This window comes from Micromonospora sp. CPCC 205558 (assembly GCF_036902955.1).
GTDB lineage: Bacteria > Actinomycetota > Actinomycetes > Mycobacteriales > Micromonosporaceae > Micromonospora.
The window spans coordinates 34,373-59,822 of record NZ_JBAKHR010000036.1; the positions used below are offsets into that span (position 1 = coordinate 34,373).

Genomic DNA, 25,450 nt, shown 5'->3' on the forward strand with positions numbered 1-25,450 from the left:
GGCCTGCCACCACATCGTCACCACGTCGGCGGGTGCTGCGGGTCAGTCACGGCCAAGACGGCGGGGGTGGGCCAAAAGCGCGACGACCAGCCCGCACGGCCAGAGCGGCGAGGGCAGCGTTGGCACCGCCACCAATCACCGCGCCGAGACCGAACGGCGCCACTCGACCGAGAACGATGATTCCCTGCTTGGTTCCGTACTTCGTGATGAAGTGCCTTCCCAGGATCTTGTTGATCTGACGCAACGTCTCGACAGGTACCTTGGCGACAATCTGCCGTCCCCAGTGTTGCCCCGTACGTTCGGCGACCTTGGTGATGGTGGCGGAGCCGGATCCGCCGAGCATGATCCCCATGACGATCGTCCGGCGGCGCTCGACCTCGTCGATGCGGACTCCGTGGACTTCGGCGATCGAGAGCGCGAAAAGGGCGCTCAGTTGAAGAGATGACAGCGCCTCGCCGGCCGACAGTGCCAGCGCGACGCCCGTGCCGACGCCGGGCGCCGCTGCCGTTCCTCCAACGGCAGCGCCCGTCCCGGTCAAGGCACTGACGTACATCCGCTCCAGGTTGCGGATCACCTCTGCTGGCGTCGCCTCGGGGTTCCGTTGGCGGGCCCGGGCGATGTTCTTCTGCACCAGTGGGGTCTGCAGGGCGATAGCCTTGTCCAGCAGGTCGAGAACCCGCTGCCCACGTTCGGCTTGTTTCGGAACCGGCCCGTCCAGGGCATCGTCGTCAACGGGTTCGGAGGGTTCGTTCTCGGATCCCTGGGCCTCGGGCACCATCCCACATCCTTCATGATCGACAACGGGAGCATCACAGTAGGTGTCAATGTGCTCACCCCGGCTCAGCCGGAGCGGCACCTCATCGCGCGTAGCGTCCAGACGCGAGTGTCTGAACAGATCACACGCGCGGGGTGAGCGGGTCCAGGCGTCGCCGCGGCCAGCGGCTGGTGCCCTCACGGGCTCGGTGTCGGCGTCGGAGTTGCCGCGCCGATCACACCGCCGAAAAAGACCATGACCGTGAGCGCAATCATCGGACCGACGAAGACGTACCCGAGGATCAGGCCCGTCACGGCCATTCCCCGTCCGGACTTCGTCCCGTGGCGCGTTTCGTAGAGCCCGACGTGCCCGAGGACGACCGCGAGGACGCACGGTATCCCGAACAGGCACCAGCCACCGAGAACACCCAGGATGCCGAGGACCATCGACGCGGTGGCGGTGCTGGACGAGGGCAGGGCCTGCACCACCACCTGGGGCAGTAGATGGTGGTAGTGGACCGGCGGGTAAAGGCTCGCGGGAACGGCCGAGATCGGCGGCTGTGGGCGGGTCGGCTCGTATCCGGGCTGGTAGGACAAGGCGATATCCCTCTTGGTTGAGTCATCTGTCGGGGGTCAGCTCGTGCTGCTGGCGGTCGGTTGGAGTCGCGCGAGCAGGGTGCTCACCTCGGTGTGCAGGCGTCGTAGCTCCGCCGCCGTGGGGGCCAGCTCGTAACAGTGGTGGTGCGTGGCGGTGGAGAGCGTCGCCCAGGCGAACGCCACCCGACGGGCGGTTTCGGTGCCTGGGCCGAGGCGGCCACGCAACATCAACTGCTTCGCGCGGCCCTGCTGGCACGCGGCGACGGTCGGCTTCACCCGCCGCCAGTAGGCGTCGATACCACCTTCGAGGGCGAGCCGGATCAGGCAGGCACAGGCACGCGGCCACCAGCCGGCGCCCACCGCCGCGGCACCGAGCACACCGGCCCCGCGCAACAGCTGATCGGCCGCCGCCAGGCAGTGCTGTGGCGTCGGCGCGGTCACGACAGCGCCGTCGCGAGGAGGCGGGCGTCCGCGACCAGTCCGGGCAGGTCCGCAAGGTACGCACCGTGCACACCTTCCCGACACGCCTGGTACGCGTTCACCGCCCGTCGTCCGTGCCGGCGGCCGAGCCAGCCGAGCACGTCGCCACCCTTCTCGGCGTCGTCGAACACCGCCAGGGCGACGATGGTGGCGACCCGACGGGAGGCGTCCTCGATCGCCTCCTCGATGTCGGCGTGCGGGACACCCCGCGCCACCCGCGTCCGCCAGACCGCGCGGTGGCAGGACGCCTCGATCGCCGAGCGGCACAGCTCGGCGACCACCGGCCCGCGCACTTCGGCGGGGATCTCGTCGTTGCGCGACAACGCGTGGGCGTCGTCTAGGTAGCGGGTCACCGGGTCGGAGCCGGGCCGCAGCGTCACCACCGACTTCTCCGCCCGGGTCACCTCGATGATCCGCGCCTTGCCCAGGTCGAGTCGGCGGACCGCATCCGGCAGGCGGGTGTCGTGGGTGAAGACGACCACCTGCCGCTGCTCGGCCAGCTCGGCGAGCACCCGGGCGAGACCGTCCACCTTCGACGGGTCCATGCTCTGCACCGGGTCGTCGACCACGATGAACCGGAACGGGCTCTCCGGGGCGCAGCTGCGCGGCAGGAACGTCGCCAACCCGAGCGCCTGCATCTCACCCTGACTCATTACGCCCAGCGCGGTGCCGTTGTCGGCGCCGTCCACGCTGACCGGGAAGACCACCCGCCGCCGGGTGTTCGTGCCCTGCAACGTCATCGACCCCAGCTCGACGTTGCTCTCCTGCCGCAGCTGCGCCCAGATCCGCTGCGAGTGCTCAGCGAACGGCGCGACCCGCTCGTTGCGGATCTGCGCAGCGGCGTCCTTCAGCCAGGCACGCGCGGCCTTCAACCGGGCCAGAGCCGCCTCTCGCGCCGCAAGCCCGCCGGCGATGGCCACCCACTCGCGAACGTCGGCCGCCGCCGCCCGCCAACCGGTGTCGCGCTGCCGCAGGAACCCTTCGGCGTACGCGCGGGCCGCGTCCGCCGCCGTCACCACCGCCGGATACCGCGCGGCCAGGTGGTCGGCCAGGTCGGCCGGCTGCCCGGGTACGCGCCGCAGCGCGGCAACGGCGTCGCGCAGCACCCCGGCCGTCGGCTCCAACCCGGGGCCCTCGGGCACGCTGAGGTCGTCGATCAGGTGGTGCGTCTGCCGCAGCAGAGCGGTGAGTCGGTTCGCCGCAGCCTGGGCGGCGACGCTGCGCTGCCGCAGGTCAGTGAGCGACCGTGCGGCGGCGGCACGCCAGCCACCGTCGAGGGTGCCGGTGGCGCACACCGGGCACAACCCGTCGCCCTCGTCCTCGTGGTGTTCCAGGGCGAGCCGGAGCAGCTCGGCGCTGCGCAACGCGGCCCGGGACCGGCCACCGTCGTAGCGCAGCGCCTCGGCCGCCGCCTCCCGCAGATGACCGGCCAGCCGGATCACCTCGTCGACCTGCGGCAGGGCGAGGTCGGCGAGTTCCCGCCAGAGCAACACCTCCCGGTCCGTCGTCGCCTCGTCCGGCTCGTCGAGGATCGCCGTCACCGCGCCGAGGTCGACAGCGCCCCGGCCGCGCAGCAGCGCGGCGGTCCGCCGAGCCCGGTCGTCGGCGATCCCGTCGAGCGTGGCGACCAGGGTGGTGCGCTGTGCGCGTACCTCCTTGATGGTCGTGTCGTGCGGCCGGGCGGCGCGCAGGAGACGCTGGTCGGCGTCGGTGAGCGCGTCCAGCCCGAGGATCGCGAAGAGGGCGTCGAAGAGCTGACTCTGCGTCCCAGCGGCGAGCTTGCCCAGCTCGGCGGCGGTGAGGAACGGCCGGTACAGCTCCAGTGGGCGGGCCAGACCCAGCTCGGCGAGGCTCGCATGCCGACCCTGAGCACTGGTGACCGTCACCTCGGCGTCGGCCAGTTCGGCCCCGACCGGCCAGGCACGGTTCACCCGCGTCGGCGTGGCCACCCCGTCGACGCGCAGCTCCACATCCACCCAGCACGGGTCCGGGTTGTGCAGGTTGCGCCACCCCGTACGCCAGACGCTGGTCTTGTCGGCCCACCGGGCGCTGTCCCCGGTGAGGGCGAGTTCGGCGGCCTCGGCGAAGCTGGACTTGCCGGAGCCGTTACGACCGACGACCAGTGTGAAACCCGGCCCGGGACCGATCTGGATGGTCCGCTCCGGGCCGACGCCGCGGAACCCGGCGACGGTCACCGACTTCAACCAGATCTGTTCCGCCGGACCGTCGTCGCTGGGGGAGCGGGGGTCGAGCCGGGTGGGAGTTCCGGCGAGCGCGGCGGTCAGGTCGTCCTCGCTGGTCAGTGCGGCGAGGACCAACTCGGCAGTCTCGGTCGGGACGTCGTCAGTTGCCAGCCGATCGAAGATCAGCTCGATCAGCGGAGCGGTGGTCTGCGCGGGCTGGGTCATGGTCGTCTCCAGGCGTGTGGTGTCCGCGGGTCGACGGCTCGTCGGCCCGCCCGGGGTGAGCGGTGGAAGTGGGGGAGTCCGCTGTCGGCCCGGCTGGAGCGAGCAGCGGAGTCCGGAGGCGGTGATGGTGGTCGGATGCTGTGGAGCTGATGGCGTAGACGAGTCAGTGGTTCAGCGCCGGCCGCTCCGGGCACCCCGGCAGGGCTCAGAGCGTGGCGTTCGCGTGCCAGTCGTGCAGGAACGCGTCGACCAGGGCGTGCGCGCGAGGACGCAGGTCGAAGGACTCCTCCCGGCGGCGGCGGGCCATGTGCGACAGGCCGTCGGCGGCCTCGTTGAGGGCGTGGCCGCTGTGCCCCTTGACGTGTGCGAACGTCAGGTCGCAACGGCGGGCCACCTGCTCGGCGAGCCGGACCAGGGTCGGTTTGTCGGACCAGCGGCGCTGCCGCAGGCTGTAGCCGGCGGGCATCGCGTCGGTCTCGCCGGCCTGCCACCGGTGCAGATACCGCACGGCCGTCAGGCTGTCCAGCAGCACGGTCAGGCCCGCTGGCACCTCGTCAAACCCGGTAAGCAGATAGTCGACCGCGCGGAGTTCGTCGACGAGCACACGGGACCTGCCGGTCGGGTCGAGCCGGCCGGTGCCCCGCCCGAGCAGACCGTAGTGGCCGTCGCTGACCACGTACCCGATGCCGCCGGCGCGGCCCTTCCAGCTGGCGTCGGTCGCCGCCACCAGCGGAAGCGGCGCCTGCGCCCAGCGGAGCACCCGGCCGCGCCCGCGCTGCTGGTCCGGGCGCGGCGGCGCGTGCCCGGTGTGCTCGGTGTGCTCAGTGTGCTCGGCGGCGAGGCGCTCGGCGGTGTCGAGCAACTCGCCGGCGGAGGTCAGCTCGTCGTAGTGGGCGGCGGTGAGGGCGAGGTGGACCGCATCACCGATGCGCTGGCAGTCGTCGCAACGGGTGGCGCGGGTGTAGGGGCGGAGGATGAGGACGCGGTCGTGCAGGGGCGGGGGGAGCTGGGTCAGGGCGCGGAGGAACTCATCGGGGCGCACGACGTCTCCTGACGTCTCAGGGGAGTTCAGAGGACCTTGATGGAGTCGACCTGGAGCAGCGCGACAGTGGTCTCGCCGCCGATCTGGGTGTCGTAGCTGAAGGAGCCGAGCACCGTGACGTTGGCCCGGAAGATGTCGTCCTCGACGAGGTTGTCGAGGTCAGATTCGGAGCCGTTCAAGATGGTGTTGGTCTCGTAGTCGTACTTCTCGGCCATCCGACGGTGGGCGACGTCGGCACGGAAGCTGTCGGTGCCGGTGGCGGCGTCGAACTGGGTGACCCGCCCGTAGACGACGTAGGTCTTCCCCAGGTAGCCGTCCGGGTTCTTGGCGATGAGTTTCCACTGCCGTTCGGTCAACTTCTTGTACGACGGCGGCTTCGGCTTCGGCGGCGGGGCAGCCTTGGTAGGGCTCGGGATGGCGCTGGTCGGGGCCGCAGTGGCGGAAGCGACAGCCGTTGGCGACGCGCTGGTAGAACTTGGCGCAGGCGAGCTGCTGGCGCCAGCGGTCGGCTTCGACTCGTCACCGTTGAACGCGCCGATGACAGCGCCGCCGCAGCAGAGAATGACGGCGAGCGCGATGCCGCCGACTGCCCAGGCGCGTACGGTGGAACGCTTCCCGCGTGCGGCAGGGTCGGGCTGGCCGACCAGATTGTTCTCGGATGGCGGAGCCGCTACGGGTGCTATCGAGGGCTGCGGCGGCTCAATGCGTTCGTCAGGCGGCGGCGGGTTGGTCGGATCGGTCACGGTGAGGCTCCTTCTGTGAACGGGTGGGCTGTGAACAGCCGGGGCGGGCGTGCGATGCCCGCCCCGGTCGGTGGGGGAGAGGTCAGCCAAGGGCGACGTCAACGCCGCCGGAGAACATCGAGTCGTGCAGCTCGAGCTTGGTGAGCTTGACGTTCTTCGGGATGTCGAAGACCACGACGCCGTTGACCTGGTTGCCGGGGTTGATGTCGTTGAGGAACGTCTCGGCGTTCTTGTTCGCGTAGATCGCCGCACCGGAGTCGGCGGAGTACTCGGTGCCGTCGGCCGCGTACGCCTTCTGGCTGCTGCCGTCGAACATCTGCGCTTCCTTGCCGATGTTCTTCACGTTGAGCGTGACCAGGCAGAACTGGCCCTGCGCCTTCTGGCCGAGCATGTCGTTGCCGATCTTGGCGACGCCGCACTTGGACGACTTGACGGTGAACTCGAACTTCCCGTCCCGAGCCGGCTGACCGATCTTGGCGGTCTTCGCCGGCTTCTCCTCGGCCTTGGCGCCGCCTTCGTCGCCGCTGGAGCTGCCCGCCTTGCTGTCGCTGCTGGAGTCGCTCGTCTTGTCCGCGGCGCCGGAGCCGCAGCCCAGGGCGATGAGGCCGGTGGCGAGCAGAGCGAGAGTGGTGGTCTTGCGCATCGTTGTCCTCCTGAGTTGACCGTTGCGGGGTCAATAAGAGCATCGTCCGACAACAGTGTCAACAGACAATCTCGTGCTTGACAGATGTGCGAGACTTTCGGCGTGCAGGAGAACCCGACCATCACGGCAGCGGAGATCGCCCGGCTCGCCGGTGTCGGTCGCGCTGCGGTCAGCAACTGGCGTAAACGGCATCCCGACTTCCCCGCCCCGGTGGGCGGGACGACGGCGAGCCCCGAGTTCGACCTGATCCAGGTCGAGCAGTGGCTACGCACCCAGGGCAAGCTCCCCGAGCTCGCCACCGCCGACCGGCTCTGGCGACACCTCGCCGCGGCCAGCGACTCCCCGGCCGCCGGCCTCGCCGCCGTCGGCGCCCTGCTACTGGCCCGTCAACGCGGCTCCCGCAGCGGCAGCACCGACGCCCAACTCGCGCCGCTGCTGCCCGACGTCGACGCCCTCGCCGACGAACTGGGCCCGCAGGGCGCGTTCGACGAGCTGTGGCAGCGGTTCTCCGCACCAGGGCCCGGCCGCCCCTTCGCCACGCCCGACGACCTCGCCGACCTGATGATTGGGCTCGCCAACGTCGGCGGCGGTTCAGTGCTCGACCCCGCCGCCGGCTCCGGCGCCATCCTGCGAGCCGCCGCCCGCGCAGGCAGCACCGCGATGTACGGGCAGGAACTCGACGACGAGTTGGCCCGGCTCGCCGGCCTGTGGCTGGCCCTGCACGACGTACCCGGGGAGGTCAGCGGCGGCGACTCGCTACGCGCCGACGCCTTCGCCGGCCGTGCCGTCGACGCCGTGGTCTGCCACCCACCCTTCGGCGCGACAAACTGGGGCGACGAGGAACTCGGGCACGATCCCCGCTGGATCGTCGGCACCACACCCCGCACCGAACCGGAACTGGCCTGGGCGCAGCACGCCCTCGCCCACCTGCGGGTCGGCGGTCACGCCGTCCTGCTGATGCCACCCACCGTCGCCAGCCGCCGCGCCGGCAAACGCATCCGCGGCGAACTGCTGCGCCGAGGTCACCTGCGCGCCGTCATCGCGCTTCCACCGGGCGTCGCGGCGCCACACGGCGTACCCCTGCACCTGTGGGTGCTGCGACGCGCCGCGACCGACGCGCCGCCACCGGCGCGGACACTGCTGATCGACGCCGCGACCGGCGACCTGGCCGACACCGCACCACGCGTGCTGGCCGCGTGGCGGGACTTCGCCGCCGCCCCGGACGGCGACGTCGAGGAAGCCGGGTTCGCCCGCGCGGTCCCGGTCATCGAACTGCTCGACGAGGACGTCGACCTCACCCCCGCGCGCCGGCAACCAGCCGTCGTGGGAGAGGCTTCCGGAGAGCATCTGGTACGCACCAGAGAACGACTGGCCGCCATCGTCGGCGACCTGCCGGCGCTGCTGCCGCAGGTCACGCCTGCGCCCGACGGGCCGGTGCCCGGCACTCTGTCGGTCGTCGAGCTGGCCCGCACCGGTGCCCTACAGGTGATCGGCCCCATCCGTGCCGCATCCGGCCGGGGAGAGGGCCACTCCACAGCTCGCGGGCAAGCCTCGCTTGTCCTCACTGGCAGGGACGTCGTCGCGGGTGCCGACGCATCCGGGCTCGACGACGGCACACTGCTGGAACGCGTGCCGCTGATGGTGGGGGACGTGGTCGTTCCGGTAGCCGCGCGGCAACTGATCTCACGGGTGATCACATCCGACGGGATGCTCCTGGGTGCTCAGCTCTACCTGTTGCGACCCAACCCTGCTGCGCTGGATCCATGGTTCATGGCCGGGCAGCTGCGTAACTCGGCCAACGACAAGCAAACGACGAGCCTGTCTGGTTCACGGGTCGACGTCCGCCGGGCGCAGATTCGGCGGCTGCCACTGGACGAGCAGCGAGCACACGGGGAGGCGTTCCATCGGCTCCTTGCGTTCGAATCGGCTGTCGTGGAGGTGAGTGCGCTCAGCGCCGAGTTGGTGCGACTCACCGCGGACGGACTCGCCTCCGGCACCCTTCGCCCCGGGGGCGGTGCAAAGTGAGCGCAGGCCCGAACGGCCCCGCAGCGCCGCCCTGCGACTACCGGACGTTGCTACCGGACGACGCATCGACCTACGACAAGGGTGTGGTGGAGGGCGGCCTCACAGCCGAAGAGCAGGGTTGGCTCCGACAGCAGCGCCGCGATTGGCAACTCAAATTTGATGGTGCGCGCAGCAGCCCCGAAGAGCTGGTCAGCGGCCACTCGGTTGACGTAGTGCCGGAACGCTGGGCGAAGTTCGATCAATGGCTGGCCCTCGATAGCGGTGCTTCGTCTTCTCTGTCGCTCAGTCGAGGGGCGGTAACGGACGTGGCGCGGCAGTGCCGTGAGCGCGAACTGTGGCTACCGCTCCTGGTCACGTCCTTTGCCTGGGGCTGGGGGAACAGCGGGTTTGGTCCTGCCCGGCTGAGCTGGGTCCTGAACGGCAAGGCAGGCTTGCCGGGATCGTCGACGACTGAGATCCAGAAGCGGCTGGCTGCTGCGGTCGACGTCCTCGACCAGCGAGGCGCCGGCGCTGCCTATCAGTTGCTACTGGATGTCGGCAGGATCTCCGAATATGGGCCGGCCTTCTTCACGAAGTTTCTCTACTTCGCCAGCAGGGCGGTCAGCGGACAGTATCCAGCTCTGATCCTGGATGCGCGGCTGGCGCGGCAGATGCAGGTTTTCTGGCAGCGGCGGGCCAACGAGCCGTACGCGGTCAACGGCCGATCGGCCCGCTGGCTCTGGGAAGGTCCCCGCTGGTCAACCCGCCGCTATCAGATCTACCGCGCCTTCATCTGCCGGTCAGTGGCGCAACTGTCGGAGCCGGGAGAGCGGTGGACGCCGGAGCTCGCGGAGCTGCTGCTTTTCCGAGCAACCCGGGTGACCTGACCTATCGGTGTCGTGCATCTGACGAGCTGGGCAGTCTCGTAGACGGGACGTTCAGAGGATGATCGTTTGGTCGTCCATCGCTGTCCTGTGAAGTGAACAAACAAGCCTTTCGGCGGACTGTGACCCCTTCAGTACTGGGCGTACGGTGCGGGTCGGATCGAGTGGGGGCGGACCAACAATGGGGGGACTATGCCGAGCGTGACGACGGCGAAGCCGGGAATCGGTGACCTGGTCGCCGTACGCGGCCAGCGCTGGGTGGTCAGCGACGTGCAGGAGGGCGAGCACAGCAGCCTGGTCAGCCTGCAGAGTGTCGAGGACGGCCGCTACGGCCACACTCTCGATGTCATCTGGGAGGTCGAGCCGGGGCGCCAGGTGCTGCCCAGCGGCTCACTGCCCGGCGTCACCGAGGGCAAGTTCGATTCGCCGCAGCGGCTGGCCGCCTTCCTCGACGCCGTCCGCTGGTCGGCGGTGACCTCCGCCGACGTGAAGACGTTGCAGTCCCCGTTCCGCTCCGGTGTCGCCATCGAGGACTACCAGCTGGAGCCGGTTGCGCGCGCGGTCGACGCGCCCCGGGTCAACCTGCTCCTCGCCGATGACGTCGGCCTCGGTAAGACCATCGAGGCTGGCCTGGTCGCCCAGGAGTTGCTGCTTCGTCAGCGGGCCCGACGCATCATGATCGTCTGCCCGGCTGGCCTGACCCTCAAGTGGCGCGACGAAATGGCGGAGAAGTTCGGCCTCGACTTCACCATCATCGACGCCGAACGCTGCGCCATGGTTCGTCGAACCCACGGCTCGGCGGCGAACCCGTTCGAGGTCTATCCGCTGAGCATCATCAGCCTGCCGTGGCTGCGCGGCCAGAAGGCGCAGCGCCTGCTCGACGAGGTGCTGCCCGCAGACGGTCCCGCCTACCCGCGCACCTTCGACCTGCTGATCCTCGACGAGGCGCACCACGTCGCCCCGGCGGCCCCCAAGCAGGTCTACGCGATCGACTCGCAGCAGACCAAGCTGATCCGCCGGTTGGCACCACACTTCACTCACCGGCTGTTCCTCTCCGCCACCCCGCACAACGGTTACCAGGCGTCCTTCACCGCGCTGTTGGAGATCCTCGACAACCAGCGATTCGCCCGGGGCGTCGAGCCGGACCAGTCGGCGGTTAAGGACACGGTCGTGCGGCGGCTCAAGCGCGACGTCACGGACGCCGACGGAAAGCCCCGCTTCGTGGAGCGGGTCGCCACCGCCATCCCGGTCACCTACCCGGAGAGCGAGCGGCAGATCCACGCCCTGCTCACGGAGTTCGCTGAGCTGCGGCGTAAGCGGCTGCAATCCCAGCGCGGACGCAAGGCGACCGACCTGGTGACGCTGCTACTCAAGAAGCGGCTCTTCTCCAGCCCCGCCGCGTTCGCGCACACCGTCGGCGTCTACCTGGAGACCCTGCGCAGCCGTAAGGCGCCCGCCGTCCTGCCGGCCGACGACGACGTGCCGGAGTGGATGGAGGACTTCTTCGACGACGTCGCAACCTACGCCGACGACCAGCTCGCCGAGGCCGAGGACGACGCGCTCGGCCGCACCCGGGCCATGCAACCCGACGCCACCGCCGACGAAATGGCCCTGCTGGAGAAGATGTACCAGTGGGCCGAGGCGAAGGAGGCGCTGCCGGACGCCAAGGCCAAGGAGCTGATCAACTACCTCAGTGCGGTCTGCAAGCCGGACGGCCGGCACTGGACCAACGAGCGCGTCGTGGTCTTCACCGAATACCGCGACACCCAGATCTGGCTGGCCGAGTTGCTCCGCCAGGAGGGCCTGGCCGGGCAGGGGCTCGTGCTGCTGCACGGCGGTACGCCCGCCGAGGAGCGGGAGCAGCTCCGGCTGGCGTTCCAGGCCGACCCGACGCAGCAGCCGGTGCGCATCCTGCTCGCCACCGACGCCGCCAGCGAGGGCATCGACCTGCAGAAACACTGCCACCGCCTGGTCAACTACGACATCCCGTTCAACCCCAACAAGTTGGAGCAGCGGATCGGTCGGGTCGACCGGTACGGCCAGACCACCGCCCCCGAGATCAAGCACTTCGTGGGCAGCGGCTTCGGCAAGGCCGTCGACTCCTACGAGGCGGACCTGGAGTTCCTGTCCCGGATTGCCACCAAGGTGGCCCGGATGGAGGCCGACCTCGGCTCGGTCAACGCCGTGCTCGCTGACGCCGTGCAGCGCCGCATGCTCGGCCAGCACGTCGACGTGGACATCGACACGGCAGGCAAGGGCAAGAGCACCCGCAGCCTGCCCACCGAGGCCAACCTGCGCGAGCAGGTCGTCAAGCTCCGGGCGGAGCTGGACAAGACCGTCGAGGAACTGGGCATCACGCCGCCGGCCGTCAAGCGAGTGGTCGACACCGCGCTGGAGCTGGCTCGCCAGCAACCGCTCAAGCGACACACCGACGACCGGCACCTGGTCGACGGCCTCTACACCGTCCCGCCGCTGACCGGCTCCTGGCAGCGGGCCGCCGCCGGGTTGACCGCAAAACTGCAGAGCGACGACGAGCCGCCCCGACAACTGCCGGTCACCTTCGAGGCTGCGGTGGCGAAGGGGCAGGACGAGATCGTGCTTGCCCACCTGAACCACCCCCTCGTGGCCATGTCGACCCGGCTGTTGCGGGCCGCCGTCTCCAACCCGGACATCGGCCTGCACCGGGTCACCGCCGTCGTCAGCGACGATCCGGCGCTGGAGGACGTACTGGTCGGGGCGTACTCCCGGTTCGTGCTGGTCGGCACCGACGGCGTGCGGCTGCACGAGGAGGTCCTCTACGCCGGCGGCTGGGCGCCCGAGCACGGCCGGTTCCGCCGGCTGGACAACCTCGGCACCCTGGGTGGCATCCTCGACCGGGCGATCACCACCGGCAGCGCGGCCTCCGGCCTCGTGGAGAAGCGGCTCGCCGAACGTTGGCCCCGCGTCGCCGACGGTCTGCTCGCCGCCATCGACTGGCGCACCGCCACCCGCCACGAGTCCCTGAAGCGCAAGCTCGACCAACGACAGGCCGCCGAGCAGCAGCGCATCATCGACAACCTCGACCAGTTCGCCGCCACCCTGCGCGGTGCCCTCGCCGACGACGACGCCGAGGACGCGCTGTTCAGCCTTGCCGTAGCCGCGAAGAGCAAAGAGGAACTGGCGCAGTACCGCAAGGATCGCCAATCCTGGGAGGAACGCTTGTCGGCCCTGGAAGTCGAGCGCGACCGCGAACTCGCGGCCGTCGCGGCCCGCTACCAAGACCCGAAGCCGCACCGGTTCCCGGTGGCCGTGGTCTTCGTCGTACCGAAGCGGGAGGCCACCCGATGAGCCGTACCTTCCGACGTCCCGCGCCCGACGGCGCGGAGCAGCACCGCAACTGGCTGAGCCTGGTCGAAGTCAGTGGCCCATTCCTGAGCCTGCCGGTGCTCCGCGGCACCTGGCCGACCTTGGACTCGCTCGACAAGAAGACCCGCGAGCGGCTGCGCCAGGAGCACGCCACCTGGCAGGCCGACACCGCTGCGGGCCAGCAACCCTGGATCGGATACGTGCTTGGTGAGCTGCTCGGCTGGGGCGAGACCCTGCACACCGACGGCCTCGACACGCTCGCGCACACCGTCGCCGAGCACGACACCGAGCTGCGCCCGTCGTTCGCGCTCGTGGAGCCGGGCGAGGAAATCAAGCCCGACAGTGTACGAATGCTGGGGATGATCTGCCAGGCCGGCAGCCAGCCGACCGCCCGGATTCGTGATTCCGCCTGGGCGGCGACCCCGGTCGACCGGCTGGCCCACCTGTGCCGACACCACAACATCGAGCTGGGTCTGGTTACCGACGGCCGCTGGTGGACCCTCGTCTGGGCGCCGCGCGGCGGAGTCACCACCACGGCTGTCTTCGACGCCGTGGCATGGCCCGAGGCGGCCGAGCGCGACGTGGTTCGCGCGTTCGTCTCGCTGCTGTCCCGGCACCGGTTCTTCGGCGTCCCCGATGCCGAGCGCCTGGTGCCGCTGCTGCGTGCCAGCCTCGGCAGCCAGGAGGAGATCACCGAAGCGCTCGGCGTCCAGGTCCGCCAAGCCGTCGAGTTGCTGGTGGCCGCGATGGGCCGCACCGACGTGCGGGACCGGGAACTCGGCGGGCGCGGCCTGCAGGACGTCGACGCGCACGACGTCTACCGGGGCGCTGTCTCCGTCATGATGCGGATCGTCTTCCTGCTGTTTGCCGAGGAGCGCAAGCTGCTCCCCGCCGACAACGAGCTGTATGTGAAGGCGTACTCGGCGGGACGGCTTTGCGCGGAGCTGGAGCAGCGGGTCATTGAGGGCAGCGAGGAGGACCTGGAGCACAGCTCCGCCGCCTGGCACCGGCTGCTCGCCCTGTTCAACGCGGTCTACCGCGGAGTTGACCACCCCAGGCTCACCATGCACGGCCACGACGGCTCGCTCTTCGACCCGGACGGCGCGTCGTGGCTGCCGCTGACCATCGACGACCGCACCGTGCTGCACATGCTCCGCGCCGTGCAGTACGTCGAAATCGGCACCGGCCGGTCACGCGAGCGTCGCACCCTCAGCTTCCGCGCCCTCGACGTCGAACAGATTGGGTACGTCTACGAGGGCCTGCTCTCCTTCGAGGGCTTTCGCGCCGAGGACGTGACCGTCGGGCTCATCGGCAAGGAAGGGCTGGAGGAGGAGGTCGAGCTCGCCGACTTGGAGACCCTCCGTGCGCGAAAGTCGGACGTGCTGGAGCTGGCGAAGCTGCTCTCAGAGAAGTACAAGGATTCCAAAATCGGCTCGGTCGCCGCGCTCACCAAGCGGCTCGCCCCGCCCGACGGGGTGGAGCGCGAGGAGGTCCGCAAGAAGCTGCTCGCCGTCACCGGCGGCGACTACCCGCTCTCCGAGCGGCTGCTGCCCTTCTACGGCATCATCCGCGAGGACCTGCGGGGTCTGCCTGTGGTGATCCAGCCGGGTGCGCTCTTTGTCACCGAGTCAGCGTTGCGAAGAAACACGGGCACGCACTACACGCCTCGGAAGCTTGCCGAGGACGTGGTTAAGGGAGCGCTGCAGCCGCTGGTCTACGAGCCGGGACCGCTCCAGACGGCGGACACGAACCAATGGAAGCCGAAGACGAGCGAGCAGATCCTGTCGCTCAAGGTCGCCGACATCGCCATGGGCTCGGCGGCGTTCCTGGTGGCCGCAGCTCGGTACCTCGGGGAGCACCTGGTCGAGGCGTGGGTACGAGAGGGCAACGAGCGGGCGCTCGCCTACCAGCAACGTGGGATTGATCGGCCCGTGGACGCCGACGAGGACCTGCTAGTAGTCGAGGCGCGGCGACAGGTCATCGAGAAATGCCTATACGGCGTGGACATCAACCCGATGGCCGTTGAGATGGCGAAGCTGTCGCTCTGGCTGGTCTCTATGGACCCGCAGCGTCCCTTCACGTTCCTCGATGACCGCCTCGTCGACGGCGACTCCCTACTCGGCATCACCTCGCTTGACCATCTGCGGTACATGCACATGGACCAGAAGAAGGGTCGGGCACTCCACAAGGACACGCTCTACGACTGGACGTCTGGGATCGACTCATTGGTTAAGGAGGTCGCGGAGGACCGCCGGAAGATCAGCCAGGTTGAACTTGGAGAAATCCCTATGGCAGCACTGGTCGAGAAGCGGAAACTCCTCAACTTGGCAACCGCTAAGACGGGGCAGCTGCGGTTCTTTGCGGATCTAGCTGTTGGCGCCGCCCTGGCTAACGCCGCTAGGGGCGAGCGAGGGCTAAATGCAGGCTCGAACGAGGCAGCCAAGCTTTCGAACGACGTGGCGTCGAACTTGGATGAAGGCCCTGCTCGCAAGAAGCGGGCTAACTGGCTCGCGACGGACCATGTCGCCGGCTCCTTCGACCGCCGTCCGCTCCACTGGCCCCTGGTCTTCCCAGAGGTATTTGATGGCGGTGGCTTTCACGCGGTGATCGGGAATCCGCCCTTTTTGCATGGATCCAAGATCACTGGCGCCAGCGGACAGGCCTACCGTGAATACCTTATAGCGGCCCTGGCGAATGGGGTACGTCGCAACGCAGATCTGGTAGCGTTCTTCGTCTTACGAGCACACGCTTTGGTTCGGGCCGTAGGGGGCCAGGTCGCTTTGATCGCTACGAACACTCTTGCTCAGGGCGAAGCGCGCGAGATAAGCCTGGACCAACTCGTGTCGTCCGGAGTTACTATCCGAAAAGCCATCAAGAGTCGGTCTTGGCCCTCTAAGAGTGCGTCACTTGAATATTGTGTGGTGTGGACGAGTTGCGCTGCGCTCGGAGACGGCGTGAAATCGCTGTTGGATGGCGTGCTGGTTGACGGGATAACGCCATCGCTTGATGCAACGTCGCGTGCTATTGGTAACCCTCAGGCTCTCGCCCTTAACAAGGGAGTGTGCTTTGAGGGGGTGAAGATTACCGGGAAGGGCTTCATCGTTTCTGCGCCGGAAGCCGAGGTGATGATTCATCAGGATCCCCGCCATGCGGATGTGCTATTTAGGTTCCTGAACGGCGAGGATGTTAACCGTCGACCGGATGGTCAGGCAACGCGTTGGGTAATCAATTTTTTCGACTGGGCCGAAGGCAGAGCTCGTGGCTACCCCGTATGCTATGAGCGGGTCGTCCGCGCCGTGAAGCCAGACCGCGATAAAAACAACCGAAAAGTGTATCGGGACTATTGGTGGCAGTACGGCGAGCGGCGCCCTGCCATGCTGAGGGCGCTCGCGGGGTTGGATCGCGCTATTGTGATTACCCGAGTTAGCAGGACGGTAATTCCGGTTTTCGCCGACAACGATCAGGTTTTCTCGGACTCACTCGACGTATTCGCCTCAAATGATCCAGCCATGCTTGGAGCACTTTCTAGTGCTCCCCACTACTGGTGGGTGGCGACCCGAGCATCTTCGATGAAGACGGACCTCCGCTACACGCCCTCGGACGTGTTCGAAACGTTTCCGCTGCCGACGTTGAGCCAGGAGGTGCGGAAGCTGGGGGATCGGCTGGACAGGTACCGCCGCACCGTGATGTTGGGTCGGCAGGCGGGGCTGACGGCGACCTACAACCTGGTGTTCGATCCGGGCTGTCAGGACGGCGAAATCGTGGAGTTGCGACGCATACATCGGGATATCGATGAGGCAATTTGCCTCGCCTACGGCTGGGACGACCTGGTCGCCCAAGGCCTTGACCACGGGTTCCACAAGGCTGGTGCCTACATCCGTTACACCATCGGCCCTGCGGTGCAGCGCGAGATCCTCGACCGGCTGCTGGAGCTGAACCACCAGCGCTACGCCGAGGAAGTGTCCAAGGGCCTGCACGACAAGAAGACCGGCCGCAAGGCGAAGACCGCCGAAGAGGGGTTGTGGTGATGGTCGACGTACAGGGTGGGCTCTTCCCGCATCCCAGAGGCGAGCAGCAGGCCCTCTCCATGTCGGGAGCAGCGGAAGACGACCAGCAGGCGCTCATCCCGCCGCTCGACGTACCTCAGACGTTCCCCGAGGCGACCTCCTACCAGGTGCGTGACGAGCTTGAGGAGCTGATTGGGAGGGACCTACTCGGCCCGTGGGACGGCGAGCGCGAGGAGTTCCGTCCCGGTGCGATGGGCCCGCGCGAGCGGTACCTCGTCGGCATGCTCGGCCCGAAGCAGCGCCCGCGCTCCGACCGTCGCGAGGCGGCCGAGGTGGCTGATGTGGACTCTGCCGTCCAGGGTGACGGCGCGGAGGCCGAGCTGCCCGAAGTCGTCACCCCGCAGAACCTGGGCAAGATGTGGGCCTCGTCCATGGGCCTGTCGTTCGCCGTCCCAGGCGACGTCGACGTGCTCACCGTGACCGCCGACTGGGGCCGCTACGACCTGCGCGAATCCGAGGACGAGAAGGGCAAGAAGCGCCGCGTTTGGTACCGCGAGCCGGTGTCGTACCGCAAGGAGGTCCGCCTCGACAGCGAGTCGTCCTACCGGATGCCGCTGACGGTGTCGGACGAGGATGAGCCGGGCGTGCACCTGGCCGTCGAGGTCCGGCCGCGCGACGGCAGTCGCGTGGTGCAGCTCGCCCTGATCAACACCCAGATGGAGGCGACCAGCAACGGTGACACGGCCTGGCTGTTCCAGGCCGCCCTTACCGTGACGGCTCTGGACGGTGCCGCCGCCGTCTTCCTGCCGATCGACGACCCGCTGGACGGGGTGCAGGGGGTCGGTGACGACCTGGAGGAGACGCACCTGCGGCTGCTCTACCGGTCGCAGCGCCGTTACGCCTCTGGCCGCAATGTCGCCGTCCACCCGTCGGTGCGCGAGGAAGAGCGGTGCGCCCACCAACTCGCCACTACCTGGCTGCCGACCCACAACGTGCCGGCGACCGTCGCCCAGGTCGGCGTGGACAGCAAGCTGGCCGGCGTGGAACTGTCCATGGACGCCCTCGCCACCATCGACATCGACCGGCTCCGCACCCGGCTCGCGCCACTGGCCGACGGGTACGAGGACTGGCTCGATGACGAGGAGGCCAAGATCCCTGGCCTGCCGGAGCCGCTGCGCCCGGCCGCCGTGACCGCCGTCTTCAACGCGCGCCAGGCCGCCAAGCGGATCCGGGCCGGCGTCGCGCTGCTTACCGACCCGGAGGCCGAGAAGCACGCCGACGCCATCGCCGCGTTCCGCTTCGCCAACGAGGCGATGGCGCTGCAACGTCGACACAGCGAGGTGGCCCGGCTCCGCGAGGAGCAAGGCCTGTCGTACGCCGAGGCCAAGGCCGCCATCGACGCACGCGGCGCCGCGGCCGCCTCCTGGCGCCCGTTCCAGCTCGCGTTCGTACTGCTGAATCTGCCCTCGATCACCGACCCGGCGCATCCGGAGCGGGCCGCCGACCGGGACGCGACCGTCGATCTGCTCTTCTTCCCCACCGGTGGTGGCAAGACGGAGGCCTACCTCGGGCTGACCGCCTTCACCTTCGCGATCCGCCGTCTCCAGGGTGTGGTCGGTGCCGGTGCGGACGCCCGCAGCGGCGCGGGCGGCGTGGCCGTGCTGATGCGCTACACGCTGCGGCTGCTCACCGCGCAGCAGTTCCAGCGGGCCGCCGCCCTGGTCTGCGCCGCCGAGGTGCTGCGTCGGAAAGCAGAGCACACCTGGGGCGCGGAGCCGTTCCGGATCGGGCTCTGGGTCGGTGGCGGGGTGTCACCGAACTGGTTCACCGAGGCCTCCGAGCAGATCGCGGAGGCGCGCGAGGCCGGCAGCGGCAAGTTCACGAATGTTCTGCAGACGTTGAGCTGCCCGTGGTGCGGGTCGAAGCTGCGCGCCGAGCGTGACCTGACCGTCCGCGAGGACGAGCGACGGGTCCTGGTCTTCTGCCCCGAGGCAGAAGGCGTGAACGCCTGCCCGTTCTCCCGGACCCGCTCCACCGAGGGGCTGCCGATCCTCACCATCGACGAGGAGATCTACCGGTACGCCCCCAGCCTGGTCATCGCCACCGTCGACAAGCTCGCCCAGCTGCCCTGGCGGGGCTTCGCCGGGATGCTCTTCGGCCGGGTCCGGGAGCGCTGCCCCCGGCACGGCTACCGGCACGACGACCTCGACGCGAAGACCGGTTGCGGTGCCCGGCACAACAAGAAGGGCAAGCTGCCGGCCGTCTCCAGTGAGCCGGTCGTCCGGCTGCGCCCACCGGACCTGATCATCCAGGACGAGCTGCATCTCATCTCTGGTGCGCTCGGCACTATCGTCGGCCTCTTCGAGGCTGCCGTCGACCAGCTCTGCACCTGGTCGCTGCCCGGTGGCGGCGAGGCCGGGCCGAAGATCGTGGCGTCCACGGCGACCACCAAGCGGGCCCGGGAGCAGGTGCTGGGCGTCTTCGGCCGGCAACTTGCCGTCTTTCCGCCGCCGGTCATCGACATCACCGATACGTTCTTCAGCCGGCAGGTGCCGGTTACCGTGCAGAACCCCGGTCGCCGCTATCTGGGCATCTGCGCGCACGGGGTCCGGATGAAGTCGGCGGAGATCCGCGTCTCGGAGATCCTGCTCATCGCCGGGCAGACCCTCTTCGACACGTTCGGGCAGCCGGCCGACCCGTACATGACCACCGTCGGCTACTTCAGCGCCACCCGCGAACTGGCCGGCATGCGCCGTCTCCTCGACGACCAGGTCACCACCCGCGTCCGCAGCCACGGCCGGCGCAAGGGCCTCTCCGACCGGATCGCCGGCACGCAGATGCTCAACGTGCAGGAACTCACCTCTCGGGTCTCCTCCGCCGACATCAGTGAGGTGCTCAAGCGGCTGGAGAACGGCTTCGACCCGGAGCTCGACTCCACTGCCCGACGGCGGGCGGTGCTGGAGGACATGCGGGACGCGTTCAAAGCCAAGACCGCGTCGAACCCGAAGCTGTCCCTGCACCCCGTCACCCAGAGCTTCTACCGGAGGCAGGACGAGAACCGGGTGCCGGTCGACGCCGTGCTCGCCACCTCGATGCTCCAGGTCGGTGTGGACGTGTCCCGCTTCGGTCTGATGGTCGTCACCGGGCAGCCGAAGAACACCGCCGAATACATCCAGGCGTCCTCCCGGGTCGGCCGTGATGCGAAGCGGCCCGGTCTGGTGGTCACCCTCTACAACTGGACCAGGCCGCGGGACTTGGCCCACTACGAGGACTTCGAGTACTACCACGCGACCTTCTACCGTCAGGTGGAGGCGCTGTCCGTCACCCCGTACACCCGACGGGCGCTGGACCGGGGCACCACCGCGACCCTCGTTGCAGCCGTGCGCAACGGCGAGGACAACTTCTCCCGCAACACCGACGCTCAGGACGTGCCGCTCGACGGTCCTGAGGTGCAGCGGGTCATCGGCCGGCTGCTGGCCCGCGCCGAAGCGATCGGTGGGACGCGCGGGCGTGACTACCTCCAGGAGCGGATCAACCGGCTCCGCGACGAGTGGAACAAGATGAAAACCGGCTCGTCTCGTCTCGGCTACTCCGAGGGAATGTTCAAACAGCAGAAGCTCAACGGCCTGCTGACCGTGGCTGGCGGCGGACGGTGGACCGACCTGACAGTCGGGCAGTCCATGCGGGAGACCGAGAACGAGATCAACCTGGTGTTGCCCGCCGGCGGGGAGATCTTCACCCCGCAGTACGGGACGCCGGAGTGGTCCTTCGGCCCGCAGACCGACACCAAGCGGGCCGAGGACCTGCCCGACGGGGATGAGCTGGGCGAATCGACGCTGACCGGGAAGGGCAACTGATGGCCGCCAACTACTTCCGGCGCGTCGGCGCCGTCCGCCCCAGCCACCTGATGTTCACCACCGGGGTCGGCTCGATCGTCGACCTGCCCAACTTCTCCGTCCTGGTCCGAGGGCTCGAAGACTGGAACTACTCGGTCGTGCCCGAGTGGGAGGAGATCGTGGAGCCCCGGCTGCTCGCCGCCGTGCGGGCGCTGGGGTTGCGTTCCGTCAAGGAACTGCGGCCGGCACCGTGGCTGGACGGCACCGACCGGGATCCAACTGGCCCGGCAGGCCGTATCGGAGTGCCCATCACGCCGTTTCCGGGGTGGTTGCGCTGCACCGCCTGCGACGACCTGGCGCCGATCGACTCGAACGTTTTCGGCTTCGAGAACTCCAAGCCCCGTAAGCCACACGAGGCCCGCTTCTTCCACACCGTATGCGGCCGCAAGAAGTCGGGGCGGAGACCGATGGCGGTGGGAGCCCGGTTCGTGCTCGCCTGCACCGAAGGCCACCTCGACGACTTTCCGTACGCACACTTCGTCCACCAGGGCGGTGCCTGCCCGAACGCCACCCATCCTAAGCTGAAGATGGACGACCGCGGCGGCAACCTGGGCGCCAACGTCGAGATCAAGTGCGCTCCCTGTGGTGCCCGCCGCAACATGAAGGAGGTCCTCGGTCCACGAGGCGGGGATAAGCTGCCCCGCTGCCGTGGCCGTCGGCCGCACCTGGGCGACTTCGACCCGAAGGGTTGCAAAGCTGTCGAGCTGAAGCTCCTGGTCGTCGGCGCGTCCAACCAGTGGTTCGCGCAGACCCTCTCCGCCCTGGCCGTGCCGCGCACCGGCGCGAGCGAACTCCAGGCCAAGGTGGAACAGCACTGGGCCGCCCTGGAGGGCGTTCCCAATGTGGACATGCTGCCGTACCTGCGGACGGTTGTGCCGGCGTTCCGTGAGCTGGATAAGTGGAGCGACCAGGAGATCTGGGCGGCGATCGAGCGACACCGCACCGGTGCCAAGGGCGACGAGGAGGAGAAGGGCTACCCCGACCTGCGTACGCCGGAATGGGAGATCTTCTCCGCCGGGCAACTCCCGCCGGCCACGGACGACTTCACCCTCCGCCGCGACCCCGACGGTGTGCCCGGTGAGTTGAAGAACGTCTACGCCGACGTGATCCAGGCCGAACGGCTCCGGGAGGTACGCGCGCTGGTCGGCTTCACCCGCCTCGACTCGCCCGACCCGGAAGACCCCGATCTCGTCACCCGTGCGTCGCTGTCCAAAGGGTCGGCGACCTGGGTGCCGGCCAGCGAGGTACGCGGGGAGGGCATCTTCCTGCGCCTGCCGGAGGATCTGCTCGCCGCGTGGGAGCAGCGGATCGAGTACACCGAGGTCATGCAGGAACACCGGGACGCGTACGCCCGGTTCCGCAAGAACCGCTACTCCGGTCGCATCGCCGGACCGTTCGACCCCATGCACCTCTGGCCGGGCGAGCGCTACATCGCCCTGCACACCCTGTCGCACCTGCTGATCCGCACCATTGCTCTGGAGTGCGGCTACAGCTCGGCGAGTCTCTCTGAACGGATTTACTCCGGTACGGAGGCCGACCCGCAGCGCGCGGGCATCCTGATCTACACCGCCGTACCGGACGCCGAAGGCACCCTTGGTGGGCTGGTGTCACTGGCCGAGCACGACTCGCTGGTCCGGCTCACCCGGCGGGCGCTGTCCGATGCCATGCACTGCTCGTCGGACCCGCTCTGCGCCGAACGGCTACCCCAGGACCCGGCGGACTTCCTGCACGGGGCCGCCTGCCACGTCTGCCTCTTCGTCTCGGAGACGACCTGCGAACGCGGCAACCGGTTCCTGGACCGGCGGTTCGTCGTACCGATCGACATGCCGGAGCTGGCGCTCTTTCCCGAGCTGCCATGAGCTGGCATCCGGCGTTCGAGGCGGCGGCTGAGGCTGCGGTGAACCGGCTCGGTCCGGGACACCTGCGGGTGCTGGCCGACCGCCTCGGCGACGGCTCGCCGGAGCAGGCGGCGCTGCACGCCGTTCCGGTGCCCGGCTTTGCCGAGGCAGCCGGGGCCGTGCTGGCCGCGCTGCGTGCCTCGGGGCTGCCGGGCTTGGAGGCCGCCGCCTACCTACGCGGGCTGGCCGCCGGGCATGCCCAGCGTTCCGCAGCGGTGCGGATCGAGTCGGTGTGGAGTGGACCGAGCACCCATCCGGTGCCGGTGCGTGCCACAGCCCAGGTGTTGGTTGACCTGGTCGCGGAGGCTCACGCCGAACTGCTGCTCATGACGTACTCCGCGAAGCCATATCCGCCGCTCCTGGCCGCGCTGACGACTGCGGTGGCACGCGGTGTGGCCGTCAGCGTCGTCGTCGAGACCCTGGCCGGTGCCCGTAACGCGTTGAACGGTCCGGAGCCTGCTGCTGCCTTCGCCAGTTTGTCTGGCGTGCAGGTGTGGCACTGGCCGGTCGAGCGACGGGCCGAGGATAGCGCCAAGATGCACGCGAAGATCGCCGTCGCCGACCGCAAGGTGCTGCTGGTGTCCAGCGCCAACCTCACCCAGTCCGGGGTCAACCGCAACATTGAGGCAGGCCTGCTGGTACGCGGCGGGAGCGCACCTCAACGGGCAGCCGAGCACATCGCCGAGTTGCAGACTCGTGGGCTGCTAACCCGGCTTACTTCCTCCGGCCAGGGGGTGGTAACCATGCCGGACGGTGCCACCGTCGCTACTGGGGACATCGCCCGGCTGGCCGGTGTCGGGCGTGCGGCGGTCAGTAATTGGCGGCGGCGCTTCCCCGACTTCCCGCCGCCGGTCGGCGGCAGTTCCGCGAGCCCACTGTTCGACCTGATGCAGATCGAGGCCTGGCTGAGCAGGCACAACAAGCCGTTCCAACTCACTCCGATTGACCGGGTCTGGCAGGCTCTGCGCGGTGCTGCCACCGACCTGGAACTGGGCGACCGGATCGGCCACCTCGGCTGTTTTCTGGTCTTCCTGCAGCGGAATCCGGCCCGGTGGAAGATCCTGGCCGACCAGACCGACGCCGTAATGGTCGAGCGCCTCACGGAGGCGCTCGAAAGAGAGGTGCCGGAGTTCTCGCACCTACTCACCGATGCGCCCGACGCCGATGCCGTGACCACCGTACGCCTGGCTGGTGAGGCGGCCGACCAGGAGGGGCCCCGAGCCGTCTTCGATTTTCTCTGCGAGCGGTACCTGGAGGTCCACTCCCGCCGCCATACAGTTACGCCCGCACCCATCGCCTCTCTCATGGTCGCGTTGGCCGCGTCCGAGGCGGAGAGCCTCCTAGACCCGGCCTGCGGGATCGGCACCCTCCTGCTTGCCGCCGCTGGACGTCGCACTCGGGAGTTCCGTGGCCAGGAGGTCAACCAGACAGCTGCCCGCATTGCTGCTGCGCGTCTCCTGCTGCACGCCGGTAACGCCCAGGTGGCCGTGGCGGATTCGCTGCGAGTCGACGCCTTTGCCGGAAAACTGTTCGACGCGGTCCTGTGCAATCCGCCCTTCGCGGACCGGGCCTGGGGACATGAAGAGCTGGCCAACGACGCGCGCTGGGAGTACGGCCTTCCACCCCGAGGCGAACCCGAGTTGGCCTGGTTGCAGCACTGTCTCCGGCACGTCAAGCCCGGAGGACACGTTGCGATCCTCATGCCGAGCGCGGCTGCCAGCAGACGTTCGGGTCGACGCATCCGGAGAAACCTTCTGCGAGCCGGGGCGCTGCGTGCGCTGATCTGCCTGCCAGCGGTCGGCCCGAGCGGAGCCGTGGCACCGGATTTGTGGCTGATACGGCGCCCCGACAGAACACAGCGCCTCGACGAGGTGCTGATGGTGGACGGAAGCTTCGAGCCCACGCGTGCCGTGCGGGCCTGGGAGGCGTTCATTGCCGGCTCCGAGTTGCCGCCGGGAAGCCGGGCCATCCCGATAATTGACCTGTTGGACGACCATGTGGATTTCACGCCGGCGCGGCATCTGTGCGCGTCCGACGTCTCCGCCAGCGGCTACTCCTCTGTCCTGGCATCGCTGAGTGCTGCCGTCGACGCCCTCGCACCGACACTGCCGGATCTGATCCACATCCCCGTTTGCGACGAACCAGCCATGATCACGATCGGGGAGCTGGCCAGAACGGGGGCGCTGTCCATCTGCCAGGCGCCCATAAAGATGGTGACGAACGAGGACGGTCCTACGCCGGTGCTTACCGCTCGCGACGTTCGGCTCGGGCGTTCGGCATCCGGGGCAGCCTCGGCCCTGCCAGGTGCGATCGCTCTGCGGGTCGGGGATGTGGTGACACCCCTTTCACCGCGCGTTCCCGCCGTGCATGTCGTCTCTGATGGCGGCCCGCTACTCGGGCCCCGGCTCTACCTGCTCCGGGTCGACACGAGACAGCTCGACCCATACTTCTTGGCCGGGTTTCTACGCGTCGCGCAGCGCGGCGCGAGCACCGGCGGCTCATCCCTTGCCGGACGTATCGACATCCGAAGGACCCGCATACCGCGACTACCCTTGTCGGACCAGCACCGCCTCGGAGGAGCCTTCCGAGGGCTGATGGCATTCGAAATGCGGTTGCGGGAAACTGCCGCCCTCGGTGCGGAAGTCGTCGAACGAGGGTTCCTCGGCCTCGGCGACGGACGCCTGCGCCCGGTGGAGACGGCAGACCAGCCGGCCGATGCTCGGGACCGGAACGGAGAGTGCTGACACTGT

General features: G+C 68.8%; 14 protein-coding genes. 7 read left to right on the forward strand and 7 right to left on the reverse strand.

Annotation, left to right across the window (positions count from 1 at the left end; translation table 11 throughout):
* Positions 1–46: 46 nt before the first annotated feature.
* The 7 genes from V6U86_RS29260 to V6U86_RS29290 all read right to left on the reverse strand — a co-directional run bounded on the left by V6U86_RS29260 (position 47) and on the right by V6U86_RS29290 (position 6,666).
* Positions 47–778, reverse strand: coding sequence for a hypothetical protein (locus V6U86_RS29260; RefSeq protein ID WP_334508888.1), 732 nt, complete (start codon positions 776–778; stop codon positions 47–49).
* A 173-nt stretch (positions 779–951) separates the two neighbouring features.
* Positions 952–1,350: a DUF4190 domain-containing protein gene (locus V6U86_RS29265; RefSeq protein WP_334508890.1), complete on the reverse strand. Its 399-nt coding sequence runs from the start codon at positions 1,348–1,350 to the stop codon at positions 952–954.
* Positions 1,351–1,386: 36 nt separating this feature from the next.
* Positions 1,387–1,791 (reverse strand): hypothetical protein, encoded by a 405-nt coding sequence (locus tag V6U86_RS29270; RefSeq protein ID WP_334508892.1) that lies wholly within the window; start codon positions 1,789–1,791, stop codon positions 1,387–1,389.
* Positions 1,788–4,238 (reverse strand): AAA family ATPase, encoded by a 2,451-nt coding sequence (locus V6U86_RS29275; protein ID WP_334508894.1) that lies wholly within the window; start codon positions 4,236–4,238, stop codon positions 1,788–1,790. Before V6U86_RS29275 ends, V6U86_RS29270 begins: the two co-directional genes overlap by 4 nt.
* Positions 4,239–4,443: 205 nt before the next feature.
* Positions 4,444–5,280, reverse strand: a complete 837-nt coding sequence (locus V6U86_RS29280) for a ribonuclease HI (RefSeq protein ID WP_334508897.1) — start codon at positions 5,278–5,280, stop codon at positions 4,444–4,446.
* 26 nt (positions 5,281–5,306) lie between these two features.
* Positions 5,307–6,023: a hypothetical protein gene (locus V6U86_RS29285; protein WP_334508900.1), complete on the reverse strand. Its 717-nt coding sequence runs from the start codon at positions 6,021–6,023 to the stop codon at positions 5,307–5,309.
* A gap of 82 nt (positions 6,024–6,105) precedes the next feature.
* Complete coding sequence (locus V6U86_RS29290; RefSeq protein WP_334508902.1) at positions 6,106–6,666, reverse strand: DUF4352 domain-containing protein; 561 nt, start codon at positions 6,664–6,666, stop codon at positions 6,106–6,108.
* Positions 6,667–6,768: 102 nt separating this feature from the next.
* On the opposite strand from V6U86_RS29290, the gene V6U86_RS29295 reads away from it, so the two are divergent.
* From V6U86_RS29295 to drmC, 7 genes are all read left to right on the forward strand, one after another.
* Entirely contained in the window at positions 6,769–8,691 is a 1,923-nt protein-coding gene (locus V6U86_RS29295; protein ID WP_334508904.1) for an N-6 DNA methylase, read from the forward strand.
* On the forward strand, positions 8,688–9,557 hold the full coding sequence (locus V6U86_RS29300) for an 8-oxoguanine DNA glycosylase OGG fold protein (RefSeq protein ID WP_334508906.1): 870 nt from the start codon (positions 8,688–8,690) through the stop codon (positions 9,555–9,557). The genes V6U86_RS29295 and V6U86_RS29300 overlap by 4 nt, the downstream gene beginning before the upstream one ends.
* A 198-nt stretch (positions 9,558–9,755) precedes the next feature.
* Entirely contained in the window at positions 9,756–12,881 is a 3,126-nt protein-coding gene (gene drmD, locus V6U86_RS29305) for a DISARM system SNF2-like helicase DrmD (protein WP_334508909.1), read from the forward strand.
* Entirely contained in the window at positions 12,878–16,927 is a 4,050-nt protein-coding gene (locus V6U86_RS29310; RefSeq protein ID WP_334508911.1) for an Eco57I restriction-modification methylase domain-containing protein, read from the forward strand. Before drmD ends, V6U86_RS29310 begins: the two co-directional genes overlap by 4 nt.
* Complete coding sequence (gene drmA / locus V6U86_RS29315) at positions 16,927–20,763, forward strand: DISARM system helicase DrmA (RefSeq protein WP_334508913.1); 3,837 nt, start codon at positions 16,927–16,929, stop codon at positions 20,761–20,763. The genes V6U86_RS29310 and drmA overlap by 1 nt, the downstream gene beginning before the upstream one ends.
* On the forward strand, positions 20,763–22,661 hold the full coding sequence (locus tag V6U86_RS29320; RefSeq protein WP_334508915.1) for a DUF1998 domain-containing protein: 1,899 nt from the start codon (positions 20,763–20,765) through the stop codon (positions 22,659–22,661). The genes drmA and V6U86_RS29320 overlap by 1 nt, the downstream gene beginning before the upstream one ends.
* Positions 22,658–25,444: a DISARM system phospholipase D-like protein DrmC gene (gene drmC, locus V6U86_RS29325; protein WP_334508917.1), complete on the forward strand. Its 2,787-nt coding sequence runs from the start codon at positions 22,658–22,660 to the stop codon at positions 25,442–25,444. Before V6U86_RS29320 ends, drmC begins: the two co-directional genes overlap by 4 nt.
* Positions 25,445–25,450: the final 6 nt, after the last annotated feature.